Raw genomic sequence first — 22297 nt, 5'->3', positions numbered from 1 at the left:
GGTCTTCTACTATGAAAACATTGCTCCCGACTTCAACGGCTGGCAGTTTGCCTAAGCCAACCTGGCTTGCGCAACCCGAAACGCTCTGGTCGCCATGGAAATTGCAGGATCAGGAATTACTTGCCGGTAAACAGGATGCGCTGCGTTTATCTCTGGATGAGCAGATCCGTGCGGGCATTGATATTGTCAGCGACGGCGAACAGACTCGTCAGCACTTCGTCACCACCTTTATTGAACACCTCAGCGGCGTTGATTTTGAGAACCGCCAGACCGTGCGAATTCGTAACCGCTATGACGCGAGCGTGCCGACCGTGGTGGATGCCGTCGCGCGTCAAAAACCGGTGTTCGTTGATGACGCAAAGTATTTACGTCAGCTCACGGATAAACCGATCAAGTGGGCTCTGCCCGGCCCGATGACCATGATCGACACCCTCTATGACGCTCACTATAAAAGCCGCGAAAAGTTGGCCTGGGAATTTGCCAAAATTCTCAACCAGGAAGCGAGGGAGTTAGAAGCGGCAGGCGTTGATATCATCCAGTTTGATGAACCGGCCTTTAACGTGTTTTTTGATGAGGTGAACGACTGGGGTATTGCCGCGCTGGAACGCGCCATCGAAGGTTTGCGCTGCCAGACCGCGGTCCATATCTGCTACGGGTATGGCATCAAAGCCAATACCGACTGGAAAAAAACGCTCGGTTCAGAATGGCGGCAGTATGAAGAAGCCTTCCCTAAACTGCAGACGTCCAATATCGACATCGTCTCGCTGGAGTGCCACAACTCCCGCGTACCGATGGACCTGCTGGAACTGATCCGCGGCAAAAAGGTGATGGTGGGTGCCATTGACGTGGCGACCAATACCATTGAGACGCCAGAGGAAGTGGCCGATACGCTGCGTAAAGCACTGCAGTTTGTCGATGCCGACAAGCTGTGGCCATCAACAAACTGCGGGATGGCCCCGCTCTCACGTCAGGTAGCCAACGGAAAGCTCAACGCCCTGAGCGCCGGCGCCGACATTATCCGTAAAGAACTCGGCGCATAATCGCTACGTCTGCCAGTAAGGCGGGGTGCCGAAACGCGCCACGTAATGATCAATCACCGCCCTGACGTTCAGGGGCGGATGACGGGCGTGAGGATAGATCGCCGCAATGTTCAGCGGCTCGGTATTTATGGCGCACTCCCGTTCCGCGAGGAGTGCGACCAGTTCCCCCTTCTGCAGTCTGTCGCCAATCAACCAGTCCGGAAACAGCACGATCCCCATCCCGCCCAGCGCGGCAATGAGCAGCGACTCCGCATTATTGGAGGTCATCAGCGGCACCACGGGGTAATGCACCCAGGCTTCCCCCTGACCTCGCACCAGCCAGCGATTGGGACCTGACGACCCGCGGTAGACCAGGCACCGGTGACGACTGAGGTCATCCGGCCCGTCTGGCACACCGTGTTTTCGCAAATAGTCCGGCGACGCGGCCAGATGGTAACGCTGCTGGCCAAAAACCCGCGCGTGAAAGGTTGAATCCGTCAGCATGCCGATGCGAAAGATAACGTCGGCGGCATCTTTGTGCGGGTCGATAAAGTCATCGGTCAGCGTCAGCTCTATATTCAGCCGGGGATACCGCGCCGCCAGTGCAGGCAGGCCAGGGGCAACGTGTCGCTGCCCAAAGTACACTGGGCCATTAATGCGCAGCGTGCCGGAAGGCTCCGTCGAACGCTCATCCAGCTCCCGACGCGCCTCCTCCAGGCTTTCCACCATCGCTCTGGCGTAGCGGATAAAAAGGTGGCCGCTTTCCGTTGGGATCACCGCCCGGGTATTACGATAGAAAAGCTGCTGGCCGAGCGCATCCTCAAGCTGATGGATAACGCGTGAAACCTGCGAAGCAGACATCCCCTCCCGCCGGGCAACCACAGAAAAGTTTTGCGCTTCGTAAACCGCAATAAAAACCCGCAGCGAGCGGATATTCATATTTCCGGCATCAACCATTAGTGCATTTCCTGCAAAGGTGTTTCCTGCATTATGGCATTTTTCTCATCGATGTTCAGGGCTAGTCTGTTTCGCCTTCAGAACGTAGAGATAATGAATATGCAATGGTTATTAATTTTACTGGTTATTCTCGGCGGCATGGGCCTCTCCGTAGAGGCTGGCTTGCTGGGGCCACTGGGTGGGGAAGTCGGCGATTTATGGGCCACGTTCAGTATTTTCGGTACAGGTGCCGCGCTGACGTTTCTGCTGATGCTGTTTTTCAGCCCGCGTAACAGCCCGTCGTTTTTCGCACAGCCCGCATGGCAACTGCTCGGCGGCGTACTCGGGCCCGTTTACGTCGTCATTTTGACCCTCGCCACGCCGGCCATCGGCATTGCTCTGACGATGATTGGCATTCTGGCAGGTCAGGTCTTTAAGAGTCTTATCATTGACCACTTTGGGTTGCTGGGCACCACGCCCAGAAAGATTAACGGTAAACGCATCATCGCGCTGCTTTTCATCATTGCCGCGCTGATTCTGGTTGCACAGGGGTAACAAAATGACACTGATTATGATTATGTTGGCAGTGTGTGGCGGTGCGACGCTGAGCATCCAGGCCGCTATCAACGGACAGCTGGGAAGCCGCGTGGGCGTCTTTAAAAGCGCGTTTCTGACGTTTTCCGTTGGTGCGCTGGTCACCGCCCTGCTGATCTTCTTCTTTGAACCCAAACAGGCCGTTACCCTGATGGACGTGCCCAAATGGCAGCTGCTCGGTGCCCTGTTCGGCGTGCCCTACATTGTGATAATGGTACTGGCGGTACAACGTATCGGTACCGCCGTTGCCACGGTCGCGGTGATCTTCGGCCAGCTCACCATGAGTATGTTGATTGACAGCTTTGGCTGGCTGGGTAACGCCGTCATTCCGTTTTCGCTGAGCCGTCTCGGGGCCATCGTCTGCCTGGCCATTGCGCTGATCTTCATCTACCTCAGCAGCAAAACCCCCGCCGAACCGGCGCCCGGGAGCGAGTAACGTCACGCCTTGCGGGTAAAGAACAGCGTCACCGTGGCGACGGTGACGCCCAGTTTCTTCAGCTCTGTTTTATTGAACAGATGGGTTTCATCCTGCAGGTACATCCAGTCGTCAAAGTGCAGCAGCCAGGTGCTGCCATTGGCTTTCACCTGCATACTGTAATGCCAGTTGAAGGCGTTTCCCGCCGCCTGCCCGGTTGCCACCCCTTCGATATCCCCTGCCGTGCCTTCGTAGCGATCGCCACCCATCCGTCGGATATGCCATACCCGCTGCTGCTTTTCGCCGTCGTCATAGACGAAATGTTCATTGAGCGTCAGCGTATCGCCGATAACGTCCCCGGCAATCTCAACGTGAAACCGGCGCAACTGTTTACCGCTGCGATCCTGCACCATGCCCCACGCTTCGGTTTTCCCCTGAAAATAGCGGAAGATATCCAGCTTCGGCTGCTGCTGACGGTATTCCGTCACCTCTGTACTGCAGCCGGCCAGCAGCATCGTTACCGCCAGCGCGATGACCAGAATACGTTTCATTGTTGCCCTCCTGTCAGCTGCTGACGCAGCGCGGGATATTGCGTGCGGGGACTGAGCCAGATTGCCAGAAAGCGCGTGCTGAACGCGGCGGACTGACGTGGTCCCAGTGGAATAAAGTTTTTCTGCGCCGCCGAAGCGCGGTACCAGAACTGCCCCTGCCTGTCGGTGACCACAAACGCCAGCTGGCTGCCCGGCCCAACATCGGGCCAGAGCGACTGGAGCATACGCAGCCAGGCTTCGCTTTGGGGCTCCTGCTCGAGGATCCCCTGCGCCTGCCACTGATCGCGCGTTGCCTCAACCAGGTCGTCACGGTCGATTTCACGCACGTAAGTGATGATCAGCGCCCGATCCCCGTTCTCCCCGCTGTAACGCCCCTCCGGCGTGCGAAGCTGTGAGGTATAGACGGTGAACGGCCCCCAGGTCAGCGTGGCGTCACCGACCTTGCGCCAGGTCAGCCAGTCGGCAGCCTGAGCCACGGGGGACAGGATTATCAGTAAGAGAAGCAGTGCCGCAGCTCTCATTTTTGTCTCCCCACCAGCAGATGGAAAAACAGCATCAATACCAGCCAGCCCGGTGCCATCCAGCTGATGACAATAAAGGTCGGCTCCAGAAAAGTAATGGCGCCAAGCCGTTCGCCAATCAGATAGGCGACAGGCCCGCCCACGGTTGCCAGCAGGGTCAGCAGCCAGCCGGGTAATGTTGTTGTGCGCGTCAGCTGAGTCCAGACGGTGGCGAACATCAGCCACAGTGCCACCATCCACAGCGGCAGCAGTGACTCACCCGTAAACGCAATCAGGCCCGTCAACGCCCAGAGCGCATCCAGCAGGCTCCCTGCCGCGGCCAGCGCAATGGCGTAAAGTCGGTACGCGGACGGCAACAGCAGGCAGGCCACGACCGCCAGCACGATCCAGATAATCAGGCCCTGCTCGCGAAAGAGCACCACCAGCGCCCAGTAAAAATCGAACGCGATAGCCAGCAGAAAGACCTGCAAATAATGTTTCATACGCGCTCGGCGGTCAGTTGCACCACGCTGATGGTGCGGGCGTTAAACCCGGCTTCGCAGTAGCCGAGGTAGTACAGCCACATCCGACGAAACCGCTCATCGAACCCGAGCTTTTCAATCTCCTGCCATGCATGCACGAAGCGCTGGCGCCAGAGAGCCAGCGTGCGGGCATAGTCGGGCCCCATATCAAAGAGATTGCGCATCACGAAATCGGTGTGGCGCGTCATAAGCTCATTCATGGCGGTGATGCTTGGTAAAAAACCGCCGGGAAAAATGTAGCGCTGGATAAAGTCGACGCTTTTGCTGTAGTCGCGATAGCGCTGGTCCTGAATGGTGATGGCCTGTATTGCCATACGACCTCCCGGTCGCAGCCTGGCCTGACAGGTGCGGAAGAAGGTTGGCAGATAGCGCTGCCCCACGGCCTCAATCATCTCTATCGAGACCAGCTTGTCGTACTCTCCGGTGAGGTCGCGGTAATCGCACAGCAGTACCTCAACGCGATCCTGCAACCCGGCGCGGACAATCCGTTCTTTCGCCCAGAGATACTGCTCCTGCGACAGCGTCGTGGTGGTCACCCGACAGCCATAATGACGGGCGGCATATTCCGCCATCGCACCCCAGCCGGTGCCAATTTCCAGCAGGTGATCATTGGCGTTCAGCGCCAGCTGATCGCACAGGCGAGCCATTTTGGCCTGTTGAGCCGCCGTGAGATCCTGCTCATCTGCGGTGAACAGCGCACTGGAGTAAAGCAACTCGTTATCCAGAAAATGGGCATAAAAGGTATTGCCCAGATCGTAATGCGCGGCAATATTTTCGCGGGCCTGGGCGCGTGAGTTTCGCCGCGTCCAGTGACGAAACCGTTCAAGCGGCCTGCTGAACAGGCGAAATCCCTTTTCCAGCCGGCCAAGCACCGGCCCGTTAAGCGCCAGGATCTCAAGCAATGGCGTGAGCTGTGTGGTTTCCCATTCGCCATCCATCCAGGCCTCAGCGGCGGCGAGGCTACCCCCCGTTAAGACACGCCAGTACACGCCCGGGCTCAGGATCTGAACGTCAGCATGCAGCGCAGCGGATGTCTCGCCGAAATGGAACGTCTGCGCACCCTCACGCAGGGTCAGCGAGCCGCCGCGGATACCGCTTAACAGACGAAACAGCAGCCAGCGCGCGATGCGGACGTTGCGCGGGATATCGGGTTCAAGCGCAAAGACGGGATCGGTCATGAGCGTTCACTCCTGCTGACGGGATGGTTATACAGCGGCACGCGCTTGAGCCACAGCCGCAGCGCCTGCCAGTAAATAGCGAAAACGGTTTTGAGGGTCATCAGTGGAATGCGCAGCAGCAGCGACCGCAGTGCCGCCCGGGTAAGCGGCTCCCGGCGTAGCGCCAGCGTGGCGTCAAACACCTTCGCTTCCTGATGGTTTTCAATGTGCATATGCAACGAGTCGTCAGGCGGGTTAAAGCGCCAGTGGTAAACCATGTCCATCGGGTTAAAAGGGGAAACATGAAACGCTTTTTCTGTGGGACGCGCATCCTGCCCATTCACCGCGTAGTAATGACGCTCATTCCAAGGGGTATTGCGAACTTCCGCCAGCACCCAGCGCAGCGTCTCCGCCCGGTCATAGCAGTAGTAAAAGTTGACCGGATTAAAATGGAATCCGAAGTAGCGCAGCTGCGTCAGGAGCATAACCCGCCCCTGCGGCCGTTCTCCGGTCAGGCTTTCAAGCCTGGTGAGGACATTATCTTTAAGCGGCGTGCCCAGCGGATAATCCGCATCATGGAACGAGGCGGCGGCAACACGATTGCGACGGACCCCGACCGCGGGCAACGTCTCCAGCTCATCGAGATCGAGCCAGGCCATAAAGACGCTGTAGCGGAACTGGTGCGCTTTCGGCCGGAAGCGACGATGGCGTAAGACACCGTGATAGAGGCAGCTGTTCATTTCAGTTCCCCTCCCCGGCGGCTATTGCATTCACCACGTCCAGCGCACTGCGCACGCCATCTTCATGAAAGCCGTTGTACCAGTAAGCGCCGCAGAACCAGCTACGCTGGTGGCCGTTAATCTCACCGCGACGCGCCTGTGCACGCCAGCTTTTGGGGTTAAACAGCGGGTGTTCATAGACAAAGCGTTTCAGAACGAAGCGTTCATCCACGGGGATGTCCGGATTAAGGGTGACGCAGAACAACGGGCTACCCGCAGGCAACCCCTGCAAAATATTCATGTTGTAGGTGACGCAGGCGCTGGCCTGATCCTGCTGGCTCAGACGGTAGTTCCAGCTCGCCCAGGCACGCTGACGTACCGGTAGCCAGCGCGGATCGCTGTGAAGTACCACCTCATTACGCTGCCAGCCGATATCGCCCAGCACGTCCTGCTCAGCCGCGCTCGGCGCGTCAAGCATCGCCAGCGCCTGCCCGGAGTGACAGGCAAAAATCACCTGATCAACGCTGTGGCTCGCGTTGTCGAGCTGGATCGTTACCCCATTCTGCTGACGAATCACGCGCTGCACCGGGGCGTTGAGGTGCAGCGTCAGGCGATCACCGAGTTTATCCAGCATGGCGCGGATGTATTCCCGCGAACCTCCGGGCACGACGTACCACTGCGGACGATGCGTCACATCCAGCAGGCCGTGATTGTCAAAGAAACGCAAAAAGAGCGGCAACGGGAAACGTTTCATCTCCTGCAACGACGATGACCAGATGGCCGCCCCCATCGGCAGAATGTAGTGACGCGCGAAAAACGGCGTAAAGCGGTGCCTGTCCAGAAACGTCTGCAGCGTCGCGTGTGGGTCTGGCTCGCTCTCCAGCGCCTGTTTCGCCAGGCGATTAAAGCGGACAATCTCCCCGAGCAGCCGCCAGAACGATGGGTTCACCAGGTTTCGACGCTGAGCAAATAACGAGGTCAGGGTGTGTCCGTTGTACTCCAGCCCGGTTTGCGGGTTATGCACCGAAAAGCTCATCTGCGTCTTTTGCCCGCTGATACCCAGCTCGCTCAGCAGGCCCATAAATCGTGGGTAGGTACGGTCGTTGTAGACGATAAAACCGGTATCGATGGCGAAAGTGCCCTGTGGCGTCGGCACGTCAACCGTCGCGGTATGACCGCCGGGAGTGGCCCCCGCTTCGAAGAGCGTCACCTCGTGATGACCGGCAAGACGCCAGGCACAGGTCAACCCGGCGATGCCGCTGCCGATAATGGCAATCTTCATGAACGCACCATCCTGCGCAGCAGTGTGCGCTGAAGAAATGCGGGAAGCCCTGAGAGCAACCGCAAGATAAGGCCAAACCCCACCGGAAACGCAATTTGCATTTTCCCTTTGGCCAGCCCGGTCCGAATGGCCTGCACGGCCTCCTCAACGCTCACCCTGCCCGGCATGTCAAAGTCATTTTTTCGGGTCAGCGGCGTATCAACGAAGCCCGGGAATACCACCGTCACGGCGATCCCTTTCGGCTCCCAGTCGAGCCGCAGACTGTCGGCAAACCAGCTCAACGCCGCTTTGGACGCGCCGTAAGCCTCTGCGCGCGGGAACGTCAGCCAGTGCGCCATGGAGCTGACCAGCACCACGCGGTTGCCTGAAACCAGCTGCGGCTGTAACGCGGCCAGACAGTTCACCGGCCCGAGGAAATTGGTGGTCATCACCCGCTCTACCAGCGCTGCATCCACCACGCCCTGCTCAAGGTATTCGCAGGTACCGGCGCAGAGAATAACCAGGTCGGCATAGCAGCCCGTCAGCGCCTGGCGACAGGCGTCCCTGTCTGTCATATCGAACAGGCGAACCGTGATAGTGGGGCTGTGCTGATGCAGGGCGTCCAGACGCGCCGGATCGCGCCCGCAGGCGATAACCGTGTGGCCGTCAGCGGCGAAGGATTTCGCCAGCCCGGCGCCGATGCCCGAGCTTGCTCCGGTAATCAGAACCGTGCTCATGCGTTCACCCTCCGCTTCACGCCGCGCACTGCCCAACCGAGGAGCGGAAGGTGTTCGTAGATCATCTCTCCGGCGTCGTAATAGTCACGCTGGCGAGTAATCAACCCATGCTCGGTCTCCACCACCGAACATCCCGGCAGGTCGAGCGGCTCGCCTCCGGCAATGCGCGGATGTGACCAGTGCATAATCCACGTGACAACGAAACGGCGGTCACCAAACAGCGGAGGATCAATGGTAAAACGGCAATTTTCAACATTGGCCAGCAGATGGGTGAAATAGCGCTGGAGCGCGAAAATCCCGTCATGCTCGCCGAACGGATCGATAAGCGTGGCATCCGAATGATAAAGCCCGACCAGCGCTGAGGGCGGCTGGCTATCCAGTGCGGTGTAGTACTCAACAAACCGACTCACGACAGAGGGCAAAGTGCTCATGGGTCACATCCTGGCGGTAAACAACGTGGCGTAATCGCATAATTAAAACTTACACAATTAACGTTATTTGTCCAAGTTTGTGTAAAACTATTTTTTATTTATATTGTTTTTCAAATAGTTACACCTTGCTCGTCGATACTTTTTTCAGCACCTTTTCTGACACACCTGTTTCCCGTTTTGCTTTTCAGTTTTACCTTAAGGCGAATTTCCCCTTCTTCTTCCAGACTTATCCTTTTTAATCATAAGGATGAGGAAACCCCGCGATGAAACGTTTCTTTCTGTCACTTTTCTCCAGTCCGGAATCATTGCTCCAGGTGATGAGCCAGCAGGAAATTATCGAAGCCGTGGAGGATGGCGATCGCATCATCATCGACCAGGACGGGAACGCCTCGGTGAACTACAAGAGCAACGAGGTGCGACAGGATTTCCTGCGTCATGTTAACGCGCTGAAGAGGGCCTGATATGGGAACGGCTATCTTTATGGTGCTGATGGTCTGTGGGTACTGGTACACCAGCCGTGACCTGTCGACCCGTTTTAAAATCAAGCGATCTTTCGGCTGGGATGTCTATTTTCTCGTTGCCCTGTATGGCTGTATCTTCGTTCTGCAAGGGGTGATCGCCACGGGGCTGCTCTGGCTGTTGCTCTATGCACTTTCTGCCGCCGACAACACCTTCCACTTCACCGCGCAAACCTATGCCGACTGGCAAATAGATTTTATGAACTGGAGCTTTTTAGGTATTCAGGCACCGGTTGTCGTCATGCTGGCCTTCGCCATCCTGTTTTGTCTTTATCGTTCTAACTGGGCAGGCAGCGCCAGGCTGGACGGAGAAGGCAGGAAGAAGCTCTACAAACGTCTCGCGCAGTCGAGCGGTATCGAACAACTGCTGTATCAGTGTATGGAGCAAGGGGAGCTGGCGCAGGTGACGCTGCGTTCGAGACGGATTTATGTCGGCATGATCCACACCGCAACGCTCGAGTATGAAAAAACCGCCAATATCGTGCTGATCCCCATGCTAAGCGGCTATCGCGATGAGAAGACAATGCGGATCTGCATCGAAAATAATTACAGCAAATGGTATGCCCGCCACGACATTACTCTGGATTCAGAACCCGGAAGCGCGATGGACTTCAGAAAGGTGATCATGCTAAATCAGATCGAGAGTATTTCCCTGTTTGATCCGGCCAGTGCCAGCTCGCTGGCGCTGGCGGAACGGGCAGAAGATGATGACTAAAGGCAGGAGCCTGGCATTCACTGCCAGGCTCAGCGCCAGCCCCTCCATGCTAAGCGTATTTCGTCGGCGGCCGATCGTGCCCCGGGTCAGGCGGCGTTTTCTGTTAGCCGTTCTACTCCCTTTTTCAATGAGCTTATGACCTCATCCGCTGCGATCCCCATTTGCGCATGAATAATCGCACCGTCGAACAGCATCATAATTTCATTAACGGTTTTCTCATCGGTTATGCCGGTCAGGGACGCTATTTTTGCCTTTGTTTCGGTTTTATGATTGCGGCAAATATCTTTTATTTCGCGTTCATTTTCTTCAGATTTTGCTTCTGCGCTGGCATTAATAAAGGCGCACCCATGGAATAACGGCGAAATAAACCATTCATACAGCGTGTCAGATAATGCACTGGCCAGGGTTTTACCCGCAGCAAGATGTCGACGCAGCGTGCTTTCAAACCAGTCAATCCATATTTCGTGTCGATAGTGGAGATAGGCAACAATCAGTAAACTTTTTCCCGGAAAATGGCGATAAAACGTCACTTTAGTGACTTTAGCCTGCTTGATAATGGTATCCACGCCCGTTGCTTTAAATCCGCTGGAATAAAACAGATCGTGCGCGGTCAGCAAGATTTTTTCCCTCACACTGATTGTTTTATCGTTATTCAAGTTGACTCTGTTCACAGATCGACGGCCTCAATTGACAGGTTGACAGCGTTATTTTTCAGGCCTAGATTAACACCAGTAGACAGACCTGTCTACCTAATACCAACCAGAGGTAGCCGAAATGAACACACGCCCCCCTTTACCGCCTTTTACGCGTGAAAGTGCCATCGAAAAAGTCAGACTGGCAGAAGATGGCTGGAACAGTCGCGACCCGGCCAAAATCGCACTTGCCTATTCGCTCGATACCCAGTGGCGAAATCGCGCGGAGTTTGCCACTAACCGTCAGGAAGCACAGGCATTCCTGGAGCGCAAATGGAAAAAAGAGCTGGATTATCGTCTGATCAAAGAGCTGTGGGCATTTACGGAAAACCGTATCGCCGTGCGCTATGCCTATGAATGGCATGATGATTCGGGCAACTGGTATCGGTCTTACGGTAATGAAAACTGGGAATTCGAGCCGGATGGTCTGATGAAGCGCCGCTTCGCCTGCATCAACGATATGCCGATAAAAGCGTCTGAGCGCCTGTTTCACTGGCCGCTGGGCAGACGTCCTGATGACCACCCTTCACTGAGCGACCTGGGGCTGTAGGTTTCGTCAGGATCATGCTTCGCCATTACGAGGGGTTATACGCTCCGGGTAACCTTTCGGTTACCCGGGCGGGCTTATCTTTTACACCATGAAAAAGAGGCAGACTATTATTTAAATCACACCCAACTGTTTCATCAGCGTCAGGTTATCTTCAATATGCCAGTTGGACACTATTTTACCGTTGCCGATCTCATAGATATCCGTCGCGATAAAATCCACGTTCTGACCCTGCCCTTTTATTTTGCCAAATGTCCCGCTGAAATGACCGTGGAAATGCAAATGGGACACGACACGATTACCCGTAACGATCATTTGTTCCACCTCGCAGCGTAAATCCGGCACCGCGGTGCGAAATGCCCTCGAGGCCATAATGGCGCCCTCTGGCCCCTGTTTTCGGCCTTCCGGTGGGGTTTTATCCACAAAATTAACCGCCAGCGCTTCCCGCGCCAGAGACTCTTTGCCGGTATCCCAGAACGTGGCATACGTAACGGCCGCATGTTCGCTCGCCGTTAATTGCGTTTGCGACAGCGTGTTATCCACAATAAGAAGATTCAGTTTCACCCAGTCGCTCTGGGCCGAATAAGCCACGCCGGATACGCCAGCCAGAATTAACGCCAGCACAGCTGGACGTGCATATGTTGAATATTGCATAAACGCTTACAACCTGTGATTAAGTTTCCGCCAGCATGTTCACTGCCGGAATCAATTCGGATCAACACGGGGTCAGTTAAGTAATGCCCCGCCCTCAATATCAATCACCGAGCCCGTAACAAAGGCATTATCGATGGCAAAGAGATAGCCCTGAGCAACGTCTTCCGCTCGTCCCCACGCTTTAGCGGGCAACGTCTGTGCTGCAACAGTCAGCATTTTTTCCCGCGCAGCCGCATCCATCCCGGCGTGGGCTTCGGTATCGGTCAGACCCGGGCTGATGACGTTTACGCGACGCGGTGAAAGCTCTTTTGCCAGCACTTTTGTTGCCGCCTCGATGGCGGCGTTCATGGTGGTTTTGACTATGGCACCGGCTACCACGCGGCGTGCAACAAATCCGCTGGTCAGCGTCAGCGTACCGCGGGGCGAAATATTCCCGCTCAGATACCTGGCGACATGCATGCTGCCCCAAAATTTGGTATCAAAAGCCAGTCTCGCCGCGCCAGGGTCGAGGGTGGAAAGCGGCCCTCCCGGTGCCTGAGAGCCGGCCGTGACAATAATATTGTCGACCTCACCCAGCGTTTCGCTTAACGCGATCACCTCTGCTTCATTGCTAATATCGAGGACGAGGGTCTCAACAGAGGCGGGAGATGGACTGAGCCGCGCGCGGGCAGCGTTCAGTTTCTCTTTATTGCGTCCCGCGAGAATAATGGCGTCGCCGCGTGCTGCCAGGGCACGGGCTACAGCAAAACCAATACCGGACGCGCCGCCAATAATTAACGTTTTACGGGTCATCATTTTTCCTCACTCAGGTTGTAGGTGGGATAATCGGTATACCCCACCGCTGTACCACCAAAGAGCGTGGCGGGATCGCTGACGTCATTCAGCGGCCAGTGGTGCGCCAGCCGCTGTGGTAAATCGGGGTTGGCAATAAACGGGCGTCCAAACGCAATCAAATCGGCATACCCTGCTGCGAGGATTTTTTCCGCCTTTTCGGGGGTATAATTTCCTGCCACGATCAGGGTGCCACGGAATGTTTCGCGCAGTTTTTTGCGGAAACTTTCCGGAACCTGTGGCGCATCATCCCAGTCGGCTTCCGCCAGGTGAATAAACGCAATGCCTCGTTGCTGGCACCAGGCCCCGAGGGCGAGAATGGCTTCGATGACCTGCGGATCGTTCATTCCCCGTTGTGTAATAAACGGCGAAAGCCGGATACCGGTGCGCTCAGCGCCAATGGCCTGCGCAATGGCATCGAGCACCTCCTGTGCGAAGCGGATCCGGTTCACGAGACTGCCGCCATACTCATCCGTACGGATGTTTGACGTGGATCTCAGGAACTGATCAATCAGATAGCCGTTTCCGCCGTGCACCTCCACGCCATCAAACCCGGCCTGAACGGCATTGAGCGCCGCCTGTCGGTACTGTTCGACGACGCGCGCGATCTCTTTTCGCGACAGCACGCGTGGCGTCGGGCAGTCAACCATTTGACCTTCGCCATGTTCATTCACCACCCATACTTTCGCATCGGGTGCCAGCGCGGAGGGCGCGACGGGCAGTCCGTCTTCGTGAAAACGGGCATGAGACATCCGCCCCACGTGCCAGAGCTGGGAAAAAATTACCCCTCCCGCCTGATGGACCGCGCCGGTAGTGAGTTGCCACCCCGCAACCTGCTCTGGCGTATGGATCCCCGGAGTCCATGAATAGCCCTGGCCCTGAGGCGAAATCTGCGTGGCTTCGGTGATGATTAAGCCCGCGCTGGCCCGCTGTCGGTAATATTCAGCCATCAGCGTCGAGGGAATATTTCCCGGCTGAAGAGCGCGGGCACGGGTCATTGGTGCCATGACGATGCGATTTTTCAGGTTGAGATCCCCTAACCTGTAGCGTTCAAAAAGTGAGGTCTGGTTCATCTGGACGTCCCTTGTGGTTACGATGAAATCACTTTACAGGCAGCATCTTATTTTGATAATTACACTAAAATCAGATGCACTTTTCGGAAAATATGAATAATGGGTAAACTCGAAGATATGGCGCTGCTGGTTGAAGTGGCCGAGGCTGGCGGGCTTTCCGCCGCTGGCCGCCGCCTGTCACTTTCCCCGGCCACCATGACCGCCCGCCTCAAAGCGATTGAAGAACGCTACCAGACGCGCCTGTTTCACCGTTCCACGCGGGCTATCTCCCTCACCCGGGCGGGCGAAGAGTTTTACCATGCGGCACTGCGCGTGCTGGAAGAGATGCATCATGCCGAGTCGTTACTGGCACAAAAAGAGGGCGTGCTCAGCGGCAACATTCGTCTTTCCGCCCCCTCTGACTTTGGCAGGCAGTATCTCAGCCCCGCCGTCATGGCATTTTCCCGCCTGCATCCGGAAATCAAATTTTTCGTTTACTTAAGAGAACACGTAGAGGATCTGGTCGCTAACCGGCTGGATATGAGCATTCGCTTCGGCAACCTGCCGGACAGCAGCCTGGTGGTCAGAAATATCCGTCCCAATCACCGGGTGCTGGTCGCGTCAGCAGCGTATCTTAGCGACCAGGGTATCCCTGCCTCCTGTGACGCGCTGACGGACCACCGCTGTCTGGCGCTGGAGTCGCAAGGAGTGGTGATGAATGAATGGCGGTTTGAGGTTGAGGGGAAAGAGCGCGTCGTTCGCGTAGAGCCTGCCATGGTCTGTGATGACGGAGCGCTGCTTCGTCAGTGGGCCCTCGACGGGGCTGGCATTGTGGGCAAATCGTGGTGGGACGTGAAGGACGATGTCGAGAAAGGAAGGCTGAAAGTGTTGCTTGCCGGGAGCTTCACCGGCTTTAGCCGGTTTGATCGCAAAGATGTCGGGCTACAGTTTGTCTACCCGCAACGGAAACTCCAGCCGCTTCAGGTCACCGCATTTAGCCAGTTTTTTATCGACTGGCTTAAAAAGACTGAACGCGGTGAGCTGATGACGTCGTGAAGCCGCCGGTTGCGTTAAACGGCCCGCGTCGGCCGGTTAAAATACATCAACACACGGCTGACCGACTTTATGAAGGGCATCGGTCAAACGGGTCCGAAGTTCATTCAGCGCCGCTTCTTTCTCCGCCAGTTGCGCCAGTTTGCGCCGCAAAGCGGCCTGTTTTTCCTCCGCGGTAAAGCGGTCATCAACCCAGACCGCCAGAACATCGGCGATTTCAGCCAGGGTAAACCCCAGCATTTTGGCATGCCCGATCAGCTTCAGCCGTTGTAAATCCACAGCCGAGTAGACTTTGTAGTTATTACTGCCGTTTGGCTGCGGAATTTTTTCCAGCAAGCCCGCCCTTTCATAATAACGCACCGTCTCTTTCGATAACCCAGTTCTGGCACACAGCTCGCCGATCCTCATCGCGTCGTTCTCACTTTGTAAAAATCACGCTTGACCGTGTACCTGAGTACACGGTTTATCCTGTGCCGCACAGACAGGGAAAACGGGATTTATGTTATGAATTCTTTTGATTATACAGGAAAAACAGCACTGGTTACCGGTGCATCCTCGGGCATAGGACGGGAGTTCGCCCGCCAGCTCGCGGCCCGTGGCGTGGGGTTGATCCTGGTTGCCCGCTCCGAGGCAACGCTGCAGGCGCTTGCGGCTGAGCTACACAAAACGCACGGCGTATCACTCACCGTTATCGTGCAGGACTTAACGCTGCCTGAGGCCATTACCCACATTGTGGAACGGCTGGAAGCGTTACGGTTTTATCCCGATATTTTGATTAATAGCGCGGGGTTTGCCACCTACGGGCGATTTGAAAAGCTATCTCTGGCGCGCCAGCGTGAAGAGATCAACGTCAACTGCGTTGCCCCCGTGGCGCTCGCACACGCCCTGCTGCCCGCCATGCTGCGTAAAGGTTCAGGCGTGATGATTAACGTGGCCTCGACCGCGGCCATGCAACCGGATCCGTATATGGCAATTTATGGGGCAACAAAGGCATTTTTACTCTCCTTTTCGAACGCGCTGTGGGGAGAATACCGCGCTCACGGCATCCGCGTGCTGGCGCTTTGCCCCGGCGCAACGGATACCGCCTTTTTTGAGGTGGTGAACGCCGAGGAAGCGTCAGTGGGCAAAAGAATGCCAGCGCAGAACGTGGTCGCGCAGGCGTTACGGGCCGTGGATACGCAACGCAATACGCTGATCCCCGGCTGCGGCAACTGGCTGCTGGGCCAGTTACACCGGTTTGTCACCCGCCGACGTCTGGCGATCATTGCTGAAAAAGTATTACGACCTAAGCCCGCCGGTCAGGGGACGCGCTCAGACGCATAATCCCGTTCGGGCCAAAGCGTGACGTTTCAGTGCCGAGCAATTGCACTGAAACGCGCGCAACCTCTCGCAAAGACTGACAATATCCCGCGAAAAACAGTGATACACTTAGCCGACCTGGTTGATGATGCAGTCTTAACGGCTCAGGGCTAACGAGTATTATCCCTCGGGTTCCACAGACGACTGTGCATGTGCCATCTGCCCACTCAACCATGTGACCCAATTACCAAATGGTCACACGTTGTCAATCGGAGCCTGTCACGCTAAGCTGAAATAATGACTAAAGACATGAACACCCCATCCACACGTGGTCCACTCGATCACACGGTCCGAGAGCAAATCGTCGAAGCTGCGTATGAGCACTTCGGCCATTACGGCTATGAAAAAACCACCGTCGCTGAACTTGCCAAAGCCATCGGTTTTTCAAAAGCCTATATCTATAAGTTTTTTGATTCCAAGCAGGCAATCGGCGAGGTCATCTGCGCGAACCGTCTTGATATGATCATGGCGGCGGTCAATGCAGCCATCGCTGATGCGCCATCCGCAAGCGAAAAGCTGCGTCGTCTGTTCAGGGCGCTCACCGAGGCGGGAAGTGAACTGTTTTTCCATGAGCGTAAACTCTACGACATCGCCGCCGTTGCCGCGCGGGACAAGTGGCCTTCAACCGAAAGGTATTCCGAACGTCTGCTGAAATTGATTGAGAGCATTGTTGTCGAGGGCAGAAAAGCCGGTGAGTTCGAGAGAAAAACCCCTCTGGACGAAGCTACACTGGCGATCTATATGGTGATGTGCCCTTTCATTAACCCTGTTCAGCTGCAGTACAACCTCGAAGCCGCCCCGACCGCGGCGGTTGTCCTCTCCTCTCTGATTTTGCGAAGCCTCGCCCCCTGATTAGTGACCATTGACTTTATTGGTCACTAGAATGAGAATGCGGATACCGTCCTGTTAATGTAATAAGGGTTCCCATGCTCAGGCTTCATTCAGCCCGCCTTGCCGTATGCCTCCTGCCGTTTGCCCTGGTGGCATGCGGCGATAACCACGCCAGTGACGATCCGCGCACGCAGCCACCGCTTGTCAGGTCTGCGTCCGTGATCCCTGCGAACGAGACGTCACGCGCCTTTACCGGCGTGGTGGTGGCAAGAACGCAAAGTGATTTAGGCTTCAGGGTGCAGGGCAAAATTCTCGAACGTCTTGTCGATACGGGTCAAACCGTTAAGCAGGGCCAGCCTTTAATGCGTCTGGATCCTGTTGATCTGAAATTACAGGCGCAGGCCCAGCAGCGAGCGGTGGATGCTGCCCAGGCGCGCGCACGTAAAGCGTCCAGCGATGAGGCGCGTTATCGCGGCCTTGTGGCATCCGGTGCAGTGTCGGCGTCGGAATACGACCAGATTAAAGCCGCAGCCGACAGCGCCAGAGCGGAGCTCAGCGCTGCCCGGGCACAGGCAGGCGTGGCGCAAAACGCCACCGGTTATGCCGTGCTACTTGCCGATTCAGACGGCGTGGTGATGGAGACACTTGCCGAGCCTGGACAGGTGGTCAGCGCCGGGCAGGCGGTGATCCGTCTGGCCCGCGCGGGGCAGCGCGAGGCGCTGGTCCAGTTGCCGGAAACCCTGCGCCCTGCCGTGGGAAGTACAGCCCTGGCAACGCTCTACGGTAACGAAAAGCAGCCCGTTAGCGCGAAGCTGCGCCTGCTGTCTGATTCAGCCGATGCGACCACCCGTACCTTTGAGGCCCGATACGTGCTGGATGGCGCGCTGGCGAACGCGCCGCTGGGGGCGACCGTGACGCTGAGCATCGAACACGGCAAAGGCGACAGCCGGGTAATGCAGGTTCCTCTGGCGTCTCTCTACGATGCGGGGAAAGGGCCTGGCGTCTGGCGTATTTCCGCTCAGCCGACAAAAGTCGTCTGGCAGCCTGTCAGGGTGCTTAGCGTAGGGGATGATATCGCCAGAGTGACCGGCGGCGTGCAGCCCGGAGAGAAGATTGTTGCGTTAGGCGTCCATCTTCTGCACGAAGGCGAAGCGGTCCGGCTGGCGGAACAGCGCGATGCCACTCAGGCGGGGATGACACCATGAGTGGAGGTCGTTTCAACCTGTCAGCGCTTGCGGTACGCGAGCGCTCGGTCACGCTGTTCTTGATTATTCTGGTTACCCTTGCCGGTATTTTCTCGTTTTTTGGCCTTGGCCGCGCGGAAGATCCCCCCTTCACGGTTAAGCAAATGACGGTTATCACCGTCTGGCCCGGCGCAACCGCGCAGGAAATCCAGGATCAGGTCGCCGAGCCGCTGGAAAAACGTCTGCAGGAACTCAAATGGTATGACCGCACGGAAACGTATACCCGCCCCGGTATGGCGTTTATCACGTTGTCATTGCAGGACAAAACCCCGCCTTCTCAGGTTCAGGAGGAATTTTACCAGGCGCGAAAGAAACTGGGGGATGAAACCAAAAACCTTCCGGCAGGCGTCATGGGGCCGATGATCAATGACGAGTTTTCCGATGTCACCTTTGCCCTTTTTGCACTGAAAGCGAAAGGCGAACCACAGCGTCTGTTAGTGCGTGACGCCGAAGCCCTGCGCCAGCAGCTTTTGCACGTTCCGGGCGTAAAGAAAGTGAACATCATCGGGGAACAGGCCGAGCGGATTTACATCTCCTTCTCGCATGACCGTCTGGCAACACTGGGACTCTCGCCGCAGGATATTTTCACCACGCTCAACAGCCAGAACGCATTAACCGCGGCGGGCTCGATTGAAACGCGCGGGGCGCAAATCTTTATCCGCCTCGACGGCGCTTTCGATAAATTGCAGAAGATCCGCGATACGCCCCTGATCGCGCAGGGCAAAACGCTCCGGCTGTCCGACGTGGCAACGGTTGAACGGGGCTATGAGGACCCACCGACCCTGCAGATCCGTAACCAGCAAGAACCCACCCTCCTGCTCGGTATTGTCATGCGTGAAGGCTGGAACGGCCTGGCGCTGGGTAAAGCGCTGGATGCTGAAACGGCAAACATCAATGCCAATATGCCTCTGGGGATGACCCTGACGAAAGTCACCGATCAGTCGGTGAATATCCGCTCGTCGGTCGATGAGTTCATGATCAAGTTCTTCGTCGCCCTGCTGGTGGTGATGGTGGTGTGTTTTGTCAGTATGGGGTGGCGCGTGGGCATCGTTGTCGCGGCGGCAGTGCCGCTGACGCTGGCGGTCGTTTTTGTCGTGATGGAAGCCTCCGGTATAAACTTCGACCGCGTTACCCTGGGCTCCCTTATTTTAGCCCTCGGCTTACTGGTTGATGATGCCATTATCGCCATCGAAATGATGGTGGTAAAAATGGAGGAAGGCTACGACAGAATCAAAGCCTCCGCCTACGCCTGGAGCCATACCGCCGCGCCAATGCTGGCCGGAACCCTGGTGACAGCCATCGGGTTTATGCCGAATGGTTTTGCGCAGTCAACCGCCGGGGAGTACACCAGCAATATGTTCTGGGTAGTCGGCCTCGCCCTGATAGCTTCGTGGTTTGTGGCGGTGGTGTTCACCCCTTATCTGGGCGTCAAAATCCTGCCGGACATCGCAAAAGTCGAAGGTGGTCATGCCGCCATCTATGACACCCCGCGCTATAACCGTTTTCGTCATACCCTGAGCCGCGTGATCGCCCGAAAATGGATCGTCGCCGCGTCCGTCGTGGCCATCTTCACCCTCGCAGTACTGGGGATGGGGCTGGTTAAGAAACAGTTTTTCCCGACGTCCGACCGCCCCGAGGTGCTGGTGGAAGTGCAGATGCCGTATGGCACATCGATTGAGCAAACCAGCGCCGCCACCGCGAAAATCGAAGCGTGGCTGCGCAAACAGCCTGAAGCCAGCATCGTCACCGCCTACATTGGCCAGGGTTCGCCGCGCTTTTATCTGGCGATGGCCCCTGAGTTGCCCGATCCCTCTTTCGCGAAGGTTGTCGTCATGACGGACAGCGAGAAGTCACGCGAGGCGCTTAAGTTCCGCCTTCGCGAAGCGGTAGCCCGCGGGCTGGCTCCGGAGGCACGCGTGCGGGTCACGCAGCTGGTGTTCGGGCCTTATTCTCCCTTCCCGGTCGCCTGGCGAGTAATGGGACCGGATGTCAATAAACTGCGTGACATTGCAGATAACGTCAAAGGTGTGCTGCAGGCCAGTCCGATGATGAGAACCGTCAATACCGACTGGGGTTCACGCGTACCGACCCTGCATTTCACCCTCGATCAGAACCGCCTGCAGGCGACCGGTTTAACGTCGAACGCCGTTGCCCAGCAGCTTCAGTTCCTGCTGTCGGGCGTTCCCATCACCTCCGTGCGGGAAGATATTCGCTCGGTACAGGTTACGGGCCGCGCCGCGGGTGATATCCGCCTCGATCCAGCGAAGATAGAGGGCTTTACCCTGGTGGGTAACGCCGGGCAACGCGTTCCGCTGTCACAAATCGGGGAGATTGAGATCCGAATGGAGGATCCGCTGTTGCGCCGTCGCGATCGTACGCCCACGATTACCGTGCGGGGAGACATTGCCGAAAACCTTCAGCCCCCGGATGTGTCAACCGCCATCATGAAACAGCTGCAACCCATTGTTGATTCACTTCCACCTGGCTATCGCATCGAAATGGCGGGATCGATTGAGGAATCCGGCAAAGCCACCCAGGCCATGGCCCCGCTGTTCCCCATCATGATTGCCCTGACGCTGCTGATAATCATTCTGCAGGTGCGTTCACTCTCGGCCATGGTCATGGTATTCCTGACCGCACCGCTGGGGCTTATTGGTGTGGTTCCTACGCTGCTGCTTTTCAATCAGCCGTTTGGCATCAATGCCCTCGTCGGCCTGATCGCGCTGTCGGGGATCCTGATGCGAAACACGCTGATACTCATTGGTCAAATCGATCACAACCAGAAGGACGGTCTCGATCCGTTCCACGCCGTGGTTGAGGCGACCGTACAGCGCGCGAGGCCGGTCTTACTGACGGCCATGGCCGCCGTGCTGGCGTTCATTCCCCTGACGCACTCCGTGTTCTGGGGAACGCTGGCCTACACGCTGATTGGCGGAACGCTAGGGGGAACCATTATTACCCTCGTCTTCCTGCCTGCGATGTATGCGATCTGGTTTCGGATCAAGCCCGCCGCCTGACGGTGCCGGGCTGGCGTTCGGGATAAGCCCGGCAATCCAGTCTGCAAAGGCACGCACTGCGGGAGAGAGAAAACGCTGATGGGGATAAAGCAACGTAACGGGCACCGAAGGCGGTTGCCAGTCAGCCAGAACCTCAACCAGCCTTCCCTCCCGCAGATGCGCTGAGACAATACTCTCAGCCAGCTGCGCCAGCCCGAAACCTTCAAGGCACATGTTGATATAAAGCCCGGTGGCATTTACGGCCGCTTCGCCGCGGACAGGGATGGAGACGGTCTCTGTCCCGCGGACAAAGCGTAACGCATCCGCCCGTCGGGTCTGATCGGAAAAATAGTGTATCGCCCGATGCTGTGACAAGTCGTCTGGCGAGCGGGGAGTACCGAACTTCCTGAGATAGTCCGGTGAGGCACAGGTCACCCAGCGAAACCGGCCCAGAGGACGGGCAACAAGAGTCGAGTTATTCAGATCCCCCGTTCGGATCACACAGTCAACTCCCTCCTGCACCAGATCAACCTGCCGATCGTTGACGCCCAGCATCAGGTAGATATCCGGATAAAGCCGGTAAAAATCTTTCAGGTGAGGCATCACGATGAAATCTGCGATCCCGCCCGGCATATCCACCCGCAAGCGTCCCTGCGGGCGCCGGACTGACGCCGTCAGGCTTGTTTCGGCATGCTCGATTAACGCCAGTATTTCCTGGCATTGCGCCAGATACTGCACACCTTCAGCGGTGAGGCTCACCCGCCTTGTCGTTCTGTTAAGCAGGCGCACCTGGAGGTAATTCTCCAGATTTTTTATGCTGCTGGTGACCGTTGACGAAGGCAGAGAAAGCGTTTCGGCTGCGCGGACAAAGCTTCCGGCCTGCGCTACCCGCATGAAGATCTGCATTGCCTGAATACGATCCATTTTTTCTCCCCCGACCGTC

26 protein-coding genes are annotated in these 22297 nt (G+C 56.8%); 11 read left to right on the top strand and 15 right to left on the bottom strand.

The annotated features are described in order from the left end of the window. The first annotated feature begins 11 nt into the window (after positions 1-11). A complete protein-coding gene (locus ACN9MQ_RS10650; RefSeq protein ID WP_032681068.1) occupies positions 12-1040 on the top strand; it encodes a methionine synthase in 1029 nt (342 codons plus the stop codon). A gap of 3 nt (positions 1041-1043) precedes the next feature. On the opposite strand, the gene ACN9MQ_RS10645 is transcribed toward ACN9MQ_RS10650, so the two are convergent. Continuing rightward, on the bottom strand, positions 1044-1976 hold the full coding sequence (locus ACN9MQ_RS10645) for a LysR family transcriptional regulator (RefSeq protein ID WP_032681069.1): 933 nt from the start codon (positions 1974-1976) through the stop codon (positions 1044-1046). 99 nt (positions 1977-2075) lie between these two features. Between ACN9MQ_RS10645 and ACN9MQ_RS10640 the strand changes: the two genes are divergently transcribed. Continuing rightward, the gene (locus ACN9MQ_RS10640; protein ID WP_063215436.1) at positions 2076-2510 is read left to right on the top strand and encodes a DMT family transporter; all 435 of its coding nucleotides are present in this window, start codon (positions 2076-2078) and stop codon (positions 2508-2510) included. 4 nt (positions 2511-2514) lie between these two features. Beyond that, on the top strand, positions 2515-2985 hold the full coding sequence (locus ACN9MQ_RS10635) for a DMT family transporter (protein WP_426021099.1): 471 nt from the start codon (positions 2515-2517) through the stop codon (positions 2983-2985). Positions 2986-2987: 2 nt separating this feature from the next. Here the strand turns inward: ACN9MQ_RS10635 and ACN9MQ_RS10630 are convergent, their stop codons facing one another. From ACN9MQ_RS10630 to ACN9MQ_RS10595, 8 genes are read right to left on the bottom strand one after another with little or no spacing between them, the layout of a single operon-like run. Next, the gene (locus ACN9MQ_RS10630; RefSeq protein ID WP_032681071.1) at positions 2988-3515 is read right to left on the bottom strand and encodes a DUF3833 domain-containing protein; all 528 of its coding nucleotides are present in this window, start codon (positions 3513-3515) and stop codon (positions 2988-2990) included. Beyond that, on the bottom strand, positions 3512-4036 hold the full coding sequence (locus tag ACN9MQ_RS10625; RefSeq protein WP_426021100.1) for a hypothetical protein: 525 nt from the start codon (positions 4034-4036) through the stop codon (positions 3512-3514). Before ACN9MQ_RS10625 ends, ACN9MQ_RS10630 begins: the two co-directional genes overlap by 4 nt. Next, positions 4033-4518, bottom strand: coding sequence for a DUF2878 domain-containing protein (locus ACN9MQ_RS10620; protein ID WP_032678106.1), 486 nt, complete (start codon positions 4516-4518; stop codon positions 4033-4035). Before ACN9MQ_RS10620 ends, ACN9MQ_RS10625 begins: the two co-directional genes overlap by 4 nt. Further along, positions 4515-5735, bottom strand: coding sequence for an SAM-dependent methyltransferase (locus ACN9MQ_RS10615; protein WP_163326685.1), 1221 nt, complete (start codon positions 5733-5735; stop codon positions 4515-4517). The genes ACN9MQ_RS10620 and ACN9MQ_RS10615 overlap by 4 nt, the downstream gene beginning before the upstream one ends. Then, positions 5732-6454, bottom strand: coding sequence for a DUF1365 domain-containing protein (locus tag ACN9MQ_RS10610; RefSeq protein ID WP_050736757.1), 723 nt, complete (start codon positions 6452-6454; stop codon positions 5732-5734). The genes ACN9MQ_RS10615 and ACN9MQ_RS10610 overlap by 4 nt, the downstream gene beginning before the upstream one ends. Before the next feature lies 1 nt (position 6455). Beyond that, a complete protein-coding gene (locus tag ACN9MQ_RS10605; RefSeq protein WP_049022881.1) occupies positions 6456-7715 on the bottom strand; it encodes an NAD(P)/FAD-dependent oxidoreductase in 1260 nt (419 codons plus the stop codon). Next, complete coding sequence (locus ACN9MQ_RS10600) at positions 7712-8431, bottom strand: SDR family NAD(P)-dependent oxidoreductase (RefSeq protein WP_426021102.1); 720 nt, start codon at positions 8429-8431, stop codon at positions 7712-7714. The genes ACN9MQ_RS10605 and ACN9MQ_RS10600 overlap by 4 nt, the downstream gene beginning before the upstream one ends. After that, positions 8428-8862 (bottom strand): nuclear transport factor 2 family protein, encoded by a 435-nt coding sequence (locus tag ACN9MQ_RS10595; RefSeq protein ID WP_014169955.1) that lies wholly within the window; start codon positions 8860-8862, stop codon positions 8428-8430. Before ACN9MQ_RS10595 ends, ACN9MQ_RS10600 begins: the two co-directional genes overlap by 4 nt. Before the next feature lie 263 nt (positions 8863-9125). Here ACN9MQ_RS10595 and ACN9MQ_RS10590 point away from each other — a divergent pair, with 263 nt between their 5' ends. Both ACN9MQ_RS10590 and ACN9MQ_RS10585 read left to right on the top strand, forming a co-directional pair. After that, positions 9126-9323, top strand: a complete 198-nt coding sequence (locus ACN9MQ_RS10590; protein ID WP_008502331.1) for a hypothetical protein — start codon at positions 9126-9128, stop codon at positions 9321-9323. Position 9324: 1 nt separating this feature from the next. Then, the gene (locus ACN9MQ_RS10585) at positions 9325-10095 is read left to right on the top strand and encodes a hypothetical protein (protein ID WP_014169953.1); all 771 of its coding nucleotides are present in this window, start codon (positions 9325-9327) and stop codon (positions 10093-10095) included. Positions 10096-10181: 86 nt separating this feature from the next. Here ACN9MQ_RS10585 and ACN9MQ_RS10580 read toward each other — a convergent pair whose 3' ends face one another. Continuing rightward, positions 10182-10766, bottom strand: coding sequence for a TetR/AcrR family transcriptional regulator (locus tag ACN9MQ_RS10580; protein ID WP_073396715.1), 585 nt, complete (start codon positions 10764-10766; stop codon positions 10182-10184). A 103-nt stretch (positions 10767-10869) separates the two neighbouring features. Between ACN9MQ_RS10580 and ACN9MQ_RS10575 the strand changes: the two genes are divergently transcribed. Next, positions 10870-11337 (top strand): DUF1348 family protein, encoded by a 468-nt coding sequence (locus ACN9MQ_RS10575; RefSeq protein ID WP_014169951.1) that lies wholly within the window; start codon positions 10870-10872, stop codon positions 11335-11337. Positions 11338-11448: 111 nt separating this feature from the next. On the opposite strand, the gene ACN9MQ_RS10570 is transcribed toward ACN9MQ_RS10575, so the two are convergent. From ACN9MQ_RS10570 to ACN9MQ_RS10560, 3 genes are all read right to left on the bottom strand, one after another. Then, complete coding sequence (locus ACN9MQ_RS10570; protein WP_108648333.1) at positions 11449-11988, bottom strand: ester cyclase; 540 nt, start codon at positions 11986-11988, stop codon at positions 11449-11451. Between the two features lie 72 nt (positions 11989-12060). After that, complete coding sequence (locus ACN9MQ_RS10565; protein WP_175556440.1) at positions 12061-12783, bottom strand: SDR family oxidoreductase; 723 nt, start codon at positions 12781-12783, stop codon at positions 12061-12063. Beyond that, on the bottom strand, positions 12780-13892 hold the full coding sequence (locus ACN9MQ_RS10560; RefSeq protein ID WP_073396712.1) for an alkene reductase: 1113 nt from the start codon (positions 13890-13892) through the stop codon (positions 12780-12782). Before ACN9MQ_RS10560 ends, ACN9MQ_RS10565 begins: the two co-directional genes overlap by 4 nt. A gap of 99 nt (positions 13893-13991) precedes the next feature. Here ACN9MQ_RS10560 and ACN9MQ_RS10555 point away from each other — a divergent pair, with 99 nt between their 5' ends. After that, on the top strand, positions 13992-14927 hold the full coding sequence (locus tag ACN9MQ_RS10555) for a LysR family transcriptional regulator (protein WP_426021103.1): 936 nt from the start codon (positions 13992-13994) through the stop codon (positions 14925-14927). A 36-nt stretch (positions 14928-14963) separates the two neighbouring features. On the opposite strand, the gene ACN9MQ_RS10550 is transcribed toward ACN9MQ_RS10555, so the two are convergent. Beyond that, positions 14964-15332, bottom strand: coding sequence for a MerR family transcriptional regulator (locus ACN9MQ_RS10550; RefSeq protein ID WP_020884230.1), 369 nt, complete (start codon positions 15330-15332; stop codon positions 14964-14966). Between the two features lie 96 nt (positions 15333-15428). On the opposite strand from ACN9MQ_RS10550, the gene ACN9MQ_RS10545 reads away from it, so the two are divergent. From ACN9MQ_RS10545 to ACN9MQ_RS10530, 4 genes are all read left to right on the top strand, one after another. Continuing rightward, positions 15429-16247: an SDR family NAD(P)-dependent oxidoreductase gene (locus tag ACN9MQ_RS10545; RefSeq protein ID WP_426021104.1), complete on the top strand. Its 819-nt coding sequence runs from the start codon at positions 15429-15431 to the stop codon at positions 16245-16247. Between the two features lie 273 nt (positions 16248-16520). Beyond that, positions 16521-17135: a TetR/AcrR family transcriptional regulator gene (locus ACN9MQ_RS10540; protein ID WP_014169944.1), complete on the top strand. Its 615-nt coding sequence runs from the start codon at positions 16521-16523 to the stop codon at positions 17133-17135. A gap of 74 nt (positions 17136-17209) precedes the next feature. Further along, positions 17210-18319: an efflux RND transporter periplasmic adaptor subunit gene (locus ACN9MQ_RS10535; RefSeq protein ID WP_025204274.1), complete on the top strand. Its 1110-nt coding sequence runs from the start codon at positions 17210-17212 to the stop codon at positions 18317-18319. Next, complete coding sequence (locus ACN9MQ_RS10530; protein ID WP_063156026.1) at positions 18316-21375, top strand: efflux RND transporter permease subunit; 3060 nt, start codon at positions 18316-18318, stop codon at positions 21373-21375. Before ACN9MQ_RS10535 ends, ACN9MQ_RS10530 begins: the two co-directional genes overlap by 4 nt. Here ACN9MQ_RS10530 and ACN9MQ_RS10525 read toward each other — a convergent pair. After that, positions 21298-22278 (bottom strand): LysR family transcriptional regulator, encoded by a 981-nt coding sequence (locus tag ACN9MQ_RS10525; RefSeq protein ID WP_073396708.1) that lies wholly within the window; start codon positions 22276-22278, stop codon positions 21298-21300. The genes ACN9MQ_RS10530 and ACN9MQ_RS10525 overlap by 78 nt on opposite strands. Between the last annotated feature and the right edge of the window lie 19 nt (positions 22279-22297).

It is taken from the genome of Enterobacter sp. R-25 (assembly GCF_049913205.1).
Classification (GTDB): Bacteria; Pseudomonadota; Gammaproteobacteria; order Enterobacterales; family Enterobacteriaceae; genus Enterobacter; species Enterobacter ludwigii.
This window is presented reverse-complemented; position numbering and strand designations above follow the sequence as displayed.

What these genes read in the sequence shown, in the direction of transcription:
- ACN9MQ_RS10650 (WP_032681068.1), top strand. Translation starts at nt 12, where the DNA reads ATGAAAACATTGCTCCCGACTTCAACGGCTGGCAGTTTGCCTAAGCCA.
- ACN9MQ_RS10645 (WP_032681069.1), bottom strand. Translation starts at nt 1,976, where the DNA reads ATGGTTGATGCCGGAAATATGAATATCCGCTCGCTGCGGGTTTTTATT.
- ACN9MQ_RS10640 (WP_063215436.1), top strand. Translation starts at nt 2,076, where the DNA reads ATGCAATGGTTATTAATTTTACTGGTTATTCTCGGCGGCATGGGCCTC.
- ACN9MQ_RS10635 (WP_426021099.1), top strand. Translation starts at nt 2,515, where the DNA reads ATGACACTGATTATGATTATGTTGGCAGTGTGTGGCGGTGCGACGCTG.
- ACN9MQ_RS10630 (WP_032681071.1), bottom strand. Translation starts at nt 3,515, where the DNA reads ATGAAACGTATTCTGGTCATCGCGCTGGCGGTAACGATGCTGCTGGCC.
- ACN9MQ_RS10625 (WP_426021100.1), bottom strand. Translation starts at nt 4,036, where the DNA reads ATGAGAGCTGCGGCACTGCTTCTCTTACTGATAATCCTGTCCCCCGTG.
- ACN9MQ_RS10620 (WP_032678106.1), bottom strand. Translation starts at nt 4,518, where the DNA reads ATGAAACATTATTTGCAGGTCTTTCTGCTGGCTATCGCGTTCGATTTT.
- ACN9MQ_RS10615 (WP_163326685.1), bottom strand. Translation starts at nt 5,735, where the DNA reads ATGACCGATCCCGTCTTTGCGCTTGAACCCGATATCCCGCGCAACGTC.
- ACN9MQ_RS10610 (WP_050736757.1), bottom strand. Translation starts at nt 6,454, where the DNA reads ATGAACAGCTGCCTCTATCACGGTGTCTTACGCCATCGTCGCTTCCGG.
- ACN9MQ_RS10605 (WP_049022881.1), bottom strand. Translation starts at nt 7,715, where the DNA reads ATGAAGATTGCCATTATCGGCAGCGGCATCGCCGGGTTGACCTGTGCC.
- ACN9MQ_RS10600 (WP_426021102.1), bottom strand. Translation starts at nt 8,431, where the DNA reads ATGAGCACGGTTCTGATTACCGGAGCAAGCTCGGGCATCGGCGCCGGG.
- ACN9MQ_RS10595 (WP_014169955.1), bottom strand. Translation starts at nt 8,862, where the DNA reads ATGAGCACTTTGCCCTCTGTCGTGAGTCGGTTTGTTGAGTACTACACC.
- ACN9MQ_RS10590 (WP_008502331.1), top strand. Translation starts at nt 9,126, where the DNA reads ATGAAACGTTTCTTTCTGTCACTTTTCTCCAGTCCGGAATCATTGCTC.
- ACN9MQ_RS10585 (WP_014169953.1), top strand. Translation starts at nt 9,325, where the DNA reads ATGGGAACGGCTATCTTTATGGTGCTGATGGTCTGTGGGTACTGGTAC.
- ACN9MQ_RS10575 (WP_014169951.1), top strand. Translation starts at nt 10,870, where the DNA reads ATGAACACACGCCCCCCTTTACCGCCTTTTACGCGTGAAAGTGCCATC.
- ACN9MQ_RS10570 (WP_108648333.1), bottom strand. Translation starts at nt 11,988, where the DNA reads ATGCAATATTCAACATATGCACGTCCAGCTGTGCTGGCGTTAATTCTG.
- ACN9MQ_RS10565 (WP_175556440.1), bottom strand. Translation starts at nt 12,783, where the DNA reads ATGATGACCCGTAAAACGTTAATTATTGGCGGCGCGTCCGGTATTGGT.
- ACN9MQ_RS10560 (WP_073396712.1), bottom strand. Translation starts at nt 13,892, where the DNA reads ATGAACCAGACCTCACTTTTTGAACGCTACAGGTTAGGGGATCTCAAC.
- ACN9MQ_RS10555 (WP_426021103.1), top strand. Translation starts at nt 13,992, where the DNA reads ATGGGTAAACTCGAAGATATGGCGCTGCTGGTTGAAGTGGCCGAGGCT.
- ACN9MQ_RS10550 (WP_020884230.1), bottom strand. Translation starts at nt 15,332, where the DNA reads ATGAGGATCGGCGAGCTGTGTGCCAGAACTGGGTTATCGAAAGAGACG.
- ACN9MQ_RS10545 (WP_426021104.1), top strand. Translation starts at nt 15,429, where the DNA reads ATGAATTCTTTTGATTATACAGGAAAAACAGCACTGGTTACCGGTGCA.
- ACN9MQ_RS10540 (WP_014169944.1), top strand. Translation starts at nt 16,521, where the DNA reads ATGACTAAAGACATGAACACCCCATCCACACGTGGTCCACTCGATCAC.
- ACN9MQ_RS10535 (WP_025204274.1), top strand. Translation starts at nt 17,210, where the DNA reads ATGCTCAGGCTTCATTCAGCCCGCCTTGCCGTATGCCTCCTGCCGTTT.
- ACN9MQ_RS10530 (WP_063156026.1), top strand. Translation starts at nt 18,316, where the DNA reads ATGAGTGGAGGTCGTTTCAACCTGTCAGCGCTTGCGGTACGCGAGCGC.
- ACN9MQ_RS10525 (WP_073396708.1), bottom strand. Translation starts at nt 22,278, where the DNA reads ATGGATCGTATTCAGGCAATGCAGATCTTCATGCGGGTAGCGCAGGCC.